The organism is Deltaproteobacteria bacterium (genome assembly GCA_019308925.1).
GTDB lineage: Bacteria > Desulfobacterota > B13-G15 > B13-G15 > RBG-16-54-18 > JAFDHG01.
Genome location: JAFDHG010000005.1, coordinates 44639 through 52237 on the forward strand (window position 1 = coordinate 44639; position 7599 = coordinate 52237).

Below are 7599 nucleotides of genomic sequence, written 5' to 3' on the forward strand. Positions count from 1 at the left end.
GGAGAAGCCTAATTTGACGGCGGCAAGGAGGGTCTCCTTCTACGATGCCCGGTATTCTGCTCAAAGGTGTAGGCGACCTGGATTATTTTATCCTCCTCAAAGGGCCTTCCGATGATCTGGAGCCCTATGGGGAGTCCCCTACTGCTGAAGCCGCAGGGTATAGATATGGCTGGCACCCCGGCCAGGTTCACAGAGATAGTGAAGATGTCCGAGAGGTACATCTGTAGAGGGTCCTGCGCCTTCTCCCCTATAAGAAAGGCGGGGGTGGGGGATGTGGGGGTGATGATTGCATCACACTCACCAAAGACCTCCTCGAAGTCCCCCTTGATGAGGGTCCTCACCTGGGAGGCCTTTCGGTAGTAGGCATCATAATATCCTGAGGACAGGACATAGGTCCCCAACATGATCCTCCTCTTCACCTCGGGTCCGAAACCCTGGGAGCGGGTCTCCAGGTACATCTCCATGAGGTCCCTGGATCCCGGTGCCCGGAGACCGTATTTCACCCCGTCATATCTGGCAAGGTTGGAGCTGGCCTCAGCAGTACAGATGATGTAGTATGCCGCCACAGCGTAAGGGGTATGGGGGAGGGATATCTCCTTTGCCACCGCCCCTAGATCCTCCAAGACCTTGATTCCCTCCCACACCCTCTCTTCCACCTCTGGATCCATGCCCTCCACAAAGAACTCCTTAGGGACCCCCAAGACCCATCCCCTTATATCCTTCACAAGGGCCCTTCTGTAATCAGGGGTGGGGAGATCGGCCGATGTGGAATCGAGGGGATCGTACCCGGCGATGGCGTTCAGCAAGATGGCACAGTCCTCCACGTCCTTGGTGATGGGGCCTATCTGGTCCAAGGACGAGGCGAAGGCCACCAGACCATAGCGGGAGACCCTTCCGTAGGTCGGCTTCATCCCCACTACCCCACAACAGGCGGCAGGTTGCCGGATAGAGCCCCCGGTGTCGGATCCCAGGGAGGCGATACACTCATCGGCGGCCACCGCAGCGGCCGAGCCGCCGCTCGATCCCCCGGGGATGGCATCCAGGTTCCATGGATTGCGGGTGATGGTAAAACTGGAGTTCTCTGTGGAGGACCCCATGGCGAACTCGTCCATATTTACCTTACCGAGGATGACCCCCCCCTCACCTTTAAGCCTCTTGACGACCGTGGCGTCATAGGGCGGCACGAAGTCCTCCAATATCTTCGAGGCACAGGTGGTCTTGATCCCCTGGGTGCACATGTTGTCCTTTATCGCCAGGGGGACACCTGTCAGTGGGGAGATCTTTCCTGCGGCTATCCTCCGATCGGCCTCTTGAGCCCCCCTCATCGCCTCCTGTTGTGCTACCGTGAGGTAGGCCTTTATCTGTGGATTGATCTCACGAATCCTCTCCAAGAGGACAGCGGTGACCTCCTGGGAGGAAACCTCTCCCTTGCTCAATCTCTCATAGAGCTCATGGATGGTAAGACTGTACAACCTCTCCCCTCCCAAACCCTTACGAGGGTTTGCCCTCACCTCCGCTGATGAAAATACCTCGGTCTTTCCTTCGGCCTCCCGTTGAGGGGTTACTCCCCTCAAACTCCCCAAAAAGGAAATTCCTTATTGGGGTTTCAGGGGGCATAGCCCCCTGGCGTAGTGTTGAAAAAATCTAAAGGTTCGAGGTGACCTTTGACTCCAAAATTTACCGTGAAGTATTTTCACGGTAAAGATCCCCCTGACCTTTAGATGATCTTGGGTACTCTGAAGCAGCCCTTGGTCCTGTCCGGTGCATTCTCCAGGGAGGCCTCCTGAGGGTAAGACTCCCCCACCTCATCCTCCTGCATGGCGTTACGGTGAGATACCACGTGAAAGGTGGGTTCTATTGCCCTGGTGTCCATCTCATTGAGCTTTTCCATATAGTCCAAGATGGCGTTCAACTGGACTGTGAAGAGCTCCTTTTCTTCCTCGGAGAGCTTCAACCTTGCCAGACGCGCCACATACTCAACCTCTCCTATCTCTATCTTCATCTGCTACCTCACATACACTCCTCAGCCAGGGCCTTGACAATATCCCCCCGGGTCAAGATCCCGACGACCTGATCTTCTTGGATCACCGGAAGCATATTTATATCATGCTCCACCATCACCTTCGCCGCCTCTTCTACAGTGAAGGAAGGATCCACGGTAATCACCTCCTTGATCATGATTTCTTCGGTGTAGGTGTTGTACTTTATCAACAACTCCTTTTTGTCTATCTTCTCCACCTCCATCCCCATGCTCAGATAATTGAGGATGTCTGTCCGGGAAATCAGTCCCATCAGTCTCCCCTTTAAGACCACCGGCATGCCGCTTATATTTAAGAGTTTTAATTTGTTCAGGATGGCCGATACCTTCTCCTCAGGATGACAAGTAATCACCTTTTTGTTCATCACCTCGTTCACCTTCATCCCATAACCCCTCCCGCAAGAAAGATGTTGTGGGCCCGCTTCTGCAGGGCCTCTACCCTTCGCAAGGAATCCTTGAGTTCTGCCTGTTCCTCGTCCGACAGACTGTAGGGGTCTATATAGTTATCGTTCCCCATCCCCTCGCGGATCAGCTCCACCTGATGGAGGATGCGGTGTTTTACCAATACGTAATAGGCCTCCTGTAGTTCTGCGGCAAACTTTGCGGTGAAGACATCCAGCTCCCTCAGCTCCTTTATCCTCTGCATGGTGTTAGTAGGGGACAACCTGTGTCTCCTGGCCAGGATCCTCACGATGAGGACTAGCGGTGCCCATCCCCCCAACTTCAAGTTTAGCTTCCCTTTATGCTCCCCTGAGCGCTCCGTGATGAACCGATTGAAAAGCCCCAGGGGGATGGGCATGAAGATGGCAGAACGAACCATCTCATTCAAGAGGGCCTGGTTCTCCTCTATATGTTCGTTTACGGAGGAGATCAACTCCTCAGCCAACCCTTGGTCCCCCCCCACATACCTTAAGTCCATGAGGATGATGAGGTCCAAGGTAGTGAGGATCCCGGTGTCATAGTTGACCTTCCCCTCCACCCTCTCCTTCCAATCCATAAGGCTTCCCCGCCACTTCTCATTGCTGGGCATAACTCCTCCCTTACACTTCTCGATTCCGATCTCATCCAGCCGCTGCACCATCTTTCGGGAGAAGATCTCATAATATCCATTCAGGATGTCCCTCTTCTTCGGCGGGGTGGGGGTCTCCCCTATATCTATCTTGACTAATTTCCCCCTTATTCCCTCCTCTAATTTCCAGAGCTGCTCAACCCCTCTTTCCTCATATCTATAGACCAGGAGATCGTCCTGGTCGGTGAAGAGGACTTGTTCCCTCCTGCCGTTGCTCCCCATGGTCAACCACGCATAGGGGGTAGGTAGGGGGCCGAACCCCTCTTGCACCATCTCCTCCTGTACCAGCACCAACAACCTCTCCGTGATCTTGTCCCTGTATGCGGAGCAGAGTTCATGGGTTCCCCTTACCGAGTAACTCTCCAGAAAGCCCTTCAGGGTCAACTGATTGAGGTCCTGGTGTAGCTCCTTTAACTCCCCCACGGTCCCGGCGGAGGCGACCGTGGCCAATCTATCGTGATACTTTGTTTGAAACTCTTCGATCCGCCCGATCTCCTCAGACACCCTTTGCTGGAGCCCCTGCAGGAGATCGAGCCTCTCCTCCCAGGTGAGATAGCGGGGGCAATACTCTTCACTGAATTTCCCAATTATCTTCTGGCCCATACCTGCGGTCTCAACCGCCCCCTGCCAGCTCCTTGAAGATATTCAATCTCCCCTTCAGCTTCTCCTTGAGGGAGGAAAACTCCTGAAGCCTCTCCCGCTCCTTATTCACCACCTCAGGAGGGGCCTTTGTGAGGAAGGATTCGTTGGCCAGTTTCCTCTGGGTGAGTTCTAGCTCGTCTAGGAGTCTGCGCAGCTCCTTGGTAAGCCTCCTCTGCTCCCTCTGTGGGTCTTCGACCACCCCCTGAAGGGGGACAAACACCTCCACCCCATCCGCTAGGGCAGTGGCAGCTGCCCGGGGACGCTCACCCCTTGTCAGGATCATCACCTCCCTGACCCTGGCCAGATCCTTGACAAAGTCCAGGTACTTCCCAAGGCTAAAGGCGATCTCCTCATCTTCAGTGACCAGGATCACATCCACGAAGGTGAGGGGGGGTATGCCCATCTCCCCCCGGATATTTCGCACCCCAGTGATCACCCCCATAATGCGTTCCATTTCCTTCACCGCCCCTTCATCAACCAACTCTGGCTTCACCTCAGGGTAATCGGCCACCATGATGCTTTCGCCGTCATGGGGCAACCTCTGCCAGATCTCCTCCGTGATAAAGGGCATATAGGGATGGAGCAATGTGAGGGTCTTATCCAGAACATAGACCAAGGTCTTCTGAGTGATGGTCTTCCGGCTTCCATCGCTCCCCTGATAGAGATAGGGCTTGATCAGCTCCAGGTACCAGTCACACAGCTCATGCCAGACGAAGTGGTAGAGGACCTGGGCCCCTTCGTTAAATCGATATTCCTCCAGGGCCCGGGTGGCCTCGGCGATGGCCTGGTTGAGCTTGGCCAAGATCCATTTATCAGGGGTGCTACAAACTGCAAGGTCCATCCCTTCATGGTCATCTTGGTAGTCCCTCAGATTCATCGAGGAGAATCTCGCCGCATTCCAGATCTTATTGGCGAAGTTTCTATACCCCTCAATCCTCTCCTCGGAGAGGCGGATATCCCTCCCCTGGGCTGCGAAGGCGGCGAGGCTGAAGCGGAAGGCATCGGTGCCATATTTTTCGATCATCACCAGGGGATCGATGACGTTCCCCCTGGTCTTGCTCATCTTTTGCCCCTCAATGTCCCTCACCAAGGCATGGATATATATATCTCGGAAGGGGACATTTCCCATAAATTTGAGCCCCATCATCATCATCCGCGCCACCCAGAAGAAGAGGATGTCAAAACCGGTGACCAAGACTGAGGTGGGATAAAAGAGCTTCAATTCCACTGTCTCGTCCGGCCATCCCATAGTGGAGAAGGGCCACAGGGCTGAGCTGAACCAGGTGTCCAGGACATCGGTCTCCTGCCTGAGCCTAGGGGAGCCGCAGTGGGAACATATCTCGGGCTCATCCCTGGCCACCGTGGCCTGGCCACAATCCTCACAATACCAGGCGGGGATTCGGTGTCCCCACCATATCTGTCGGGAGATACACCAGTCGCGGATGTTGCGCATCCAATCAAAATAGGTCCGCTCCCACATGGGGGGGATGATCCTGGTCTGTTTCTCCTCCACGGCCTTGAGGGCAGGTTCGGCCAAGGGCTTGGTACGGACAAACCACTGTTTGGAGAGGAAGGGTTCCACCATGGTCTTGCAGCGGTAACAGTGCCCCACACTGTGATGGTAGTCCTCTATCTTCAAGAGGGTCCCATCCCTCTGGAAGTCTTCGACGATCCTCTCCCGGCACTGGAACCTATCCAGGCCTTTGTAGGGGCCGGACTCAGCGGTCATCATCCCTTCATCGTCGATGACCTTTACTGCCTCCAGGTTGTGTCTTTGCCCAATCTCAAAATCGTAGGGGTCATGGGCTGGGGTGATCTTCAAGGCCCCGGAGCCAAATTCAGAATCGACATAGTCATCGGCAATGATGGGGATCTTCCTGTTCAGCACTGGCAAGATCACATACTTGCCGATGAGGTCTTTATAGCGTTCATCCTGGGGGTTAACGGCCACCGCCGTATCCCCCATCATGGTCTCGGGACGGGTGGTGACCACCACGATATATCCCCCTTCCTCCAGGGGGTAGCGCAGGTGATAGAGGTGGGCGGGAACCTCATGATGATCCACCTCCAGATCGGAGAGGGCGGTGCGACACCTCGGGCACCAATTGATGATATAGTCCCCTTGATAGATGAGTCCCTCTTCATAGAGGCGCACAAAGACCTCCCTGACTGCCCGGGAGAGGCCCTCATCCATGGTAAAGCGCTCCCTGCTCCAGTCACAGGAAGAGCCCAATTTCTTCAATTGGTTAATGATCACCCCGCCATATTTCTTTTTCCATTTCCAGACCTGTCTGATGAACTCCTCCCTGCCCAGCTGGTAACGGTCCAACCCCTCTTTGGCCAATTCCCTCTCCACCACATTTTGGGTGGCGATCCCCGCATGGTCTGTACCGGGCATCCAGAGACAACTATAGCCCTTCATCCTCTTATAACGCACAAGGATGTCCTGCAAGGTGTTGTTGAGGGCATGCCCCATATGGAGGGAACCGGTGATGTTCGGTGGCGGAATGACAATGGAAAAGGGTTCCTTCGGGGAGTCCACCTCCGCCCGAAAGTACCCCTTCTCCAACCAAAATCTATACCACTTCTCTTCTACCTTTTTCGGATCATAGATCTTCTCCGATATATCGGCCATGATGATAGCCTTCCATCCTCCTCCTTACCCTTTTCTCGATCTCTCTATCTCCTGGCGCACCAATTTGGGGACCGTCTCCTTGAGTACCTCTTTCACGGTCTCCCTCAACTCTTGGCCCAGCGCCGCTGCCAATTTCTCCGCTAGTCCTCCCATGGCCTCCTTCAGGACCTCTTCCAGACCCTTTTCAGGGACGCCGACCTTTTTGAGACCCTCTTCCTTTGCCTCGAAGACGGGCTCAAAGGCCTCCGCGAACCTCTCCTCGAACTCCTCCTTTTCTTCCTTCGGGGCAAGACCTTCAATCCTCTCCAGTTCTGTGGCGCTCTCACCGAGGATGGTCTCCAGCCTCTCGGCCTTGGTCTCCTTTTCTGCCTCTTCTACCCCTAAATCACCGAACAGACTTGGCCCCTCCGCACCCTCTACTATAGGCTCGGACTCCATCGCATCTAAGGGGAGGTCCAAACTCAAGGGTTCTTCCTTTTCCTCCTCTTCCTCCCCAGGAAACTCCTGTTGTAACTCTGCCTCCAGCTCCTTCAGGGGGGTCTCCAGGATAACCCCCTCCTCTGGTTTCTCTTGAGGAGGTGGTGCTGCGGCAGCAGCAGGCTCCTCCACTACCTCTTCTAGCTCCAACACCTCTTCTTCCTTCCCTACCACTACCTCTTCCAGAGGGAGGGCTTCTTCCACTGCCTCTTCCAAGGGGGGAGCTTCTGCCCTTTTGGTTAGGGCCTCCTGCACTTTAGTGATGGCAGCATTGGCCTCAAAGGGCTTTACGATAAAGCCATCCGCTCCCACTCGGTGGCTCTCATCCTCATCAAAATCATCTAAGATTCCGATCAACAACAGCACAGGGGTGCCCTTCAGGAGGGGATCCTTCTTCACTTCCTCACATACCTCAAATCCGTTCTTCAAGGGCATATTGATGTCAGCAATGACCAGGTCTGGTTTATCTTTTCTCGCCTTGTCCAAGGCCTCCTCGCCGTTGTTGGCAAAGGTGAGGGCAAACTCCTCGGGAGGAAAGGTCCTCTCGAAGACCTTTTGAATGGTGGTGCTATCATCCGCAATAAGGAGTCTCGTTGGCATTTTTTTGCTCCTTCTTTCTGTTTATTTGTTTTTCTTTTTATCTAATATATAGAAAATTTAAACATAAATAATTAGTAGTGTCAAGTATTTATCTTACTGGAGTTTCCTGAGTTTTTCATGATTATAGGAGTTTCTATA

Annotated in this window: 6 protein-coding genes; all 6 read right to left on the reverse strand. The window is 54.1% G+C overall.

The features are described 5' to 3' along the window. Window positions 1–8: 8 nt before the first annotated feature. The 6 genes from gatA to JRI46_01480 all read right to left on the reverse strand — a co-directional run bounded on the left by gatA (window position 9) and on the right by JRI46_01480 (window position 7461). Window positions 9–1472, reverse strand: a complete 1464-nt coding sequence (gatA, locus tag JRI46_01455; GenBank protein MBW2038258.1) for an Asp-tRNA(Asn)/Glu-tRNA(Gln) amidotransferase subunit GatA — start codon at window positions 1470–1472, stop codon at window positions 9–11. Between the two features lie 245 nt (window positions 1473–1717). Next, the gene (gene gatC / locus JRI46_01460) at window positions 1718–2002 is read right to left on the reverse strand and encodes an Asp-tRNA(Asn)/Glu-tRNA(Gln) amidotransferase subunit GatC (protein MBW2038259.1); all 285 of its coding nucleotides are present in this window, start codon (window positions 2000–2002) and stop codon (window positions 1718–1720) included. Between the two features lie 8 nt (window positions 2003–2010). Next, complete coding sequence (locus JRI46_01465) at window positions 2011–2421, reverse strand: CBS domain-containing protein (protein ID MBW2038260.1); 411 nt, start codon at window positions 2419–2421, stop codon at window positions 2011–2013. Next, entirely contained in the window at window positions 2418–3710 is a 1293-nt protein-coding gene (locus tag JRI46_01470) for a hypothetical protein (GenBank protein ID MBW2038261.1), read from the reverse strand. Before JRI46_01470 ends, JRI46_01465 begins: the two co-directional genes overlap by 4 nt. A gap of 10 nt (window positions 3711–3720) precedes the next feature. After that, window positions 3721–6384, reverse strand: a complete 2664-nt coding sequence (locus tag JRI46_01475; GenBank protein MBW2038262.1) for a valine--tRNA ligase — start codon at window positions 6382–6384, stop codon at window positions 3721–3723. A gap of 24 nt (window positions 6385–6408) precedes the next feature. Beyond that, window positions 6409–7461, reverse strand: coding sequence for a response regulator (locus tag JRI46_01480; protein ID MBW2038263.1), 1053 nt, complete (start codon window positions 7459–7461; stop codon window positions 6409–6411). Between the last annotated feature and the right edge of the window lie 138 nt (window positions 7462–7599).

Coding starts and splice junctions, on each gene's coding strand:
- JRI46_01465 (MBW2038260.1), bottom strand. CDS start 2,421: ATGAAGGTGAACGAGGTGATGAACAAAAAGGTGATTACTTGTCATCCT.
- JRI46_01480 (MBW2038263.1), bottom strand. CDS start 7,461: ATGCCAACGAGACTCCTTATTGCGGATGATAGCACCACCATTCAAAAG.
- JRI46_01470 (MBW2038261.1), bottom strand. CDS start 3,710: ATGGGCCAGAAGATAATTGGGAAATTCAGTGAAGAGTATTGCCCCCGC.
- gatC (MBW2038259.1), bottom strand. CDS start 2,002: ATGAAGATAGAGATAGGAGAGGTTGAGTATGTGGCGCGTCTGGCAAGG.
- JRI46_01475 (MBW2038262.1), bottom strand. CDS start 6,384: ATGGCCGATATATCGGAGAAGATCTATGATCCGAAAAAGGTAGAAGAG.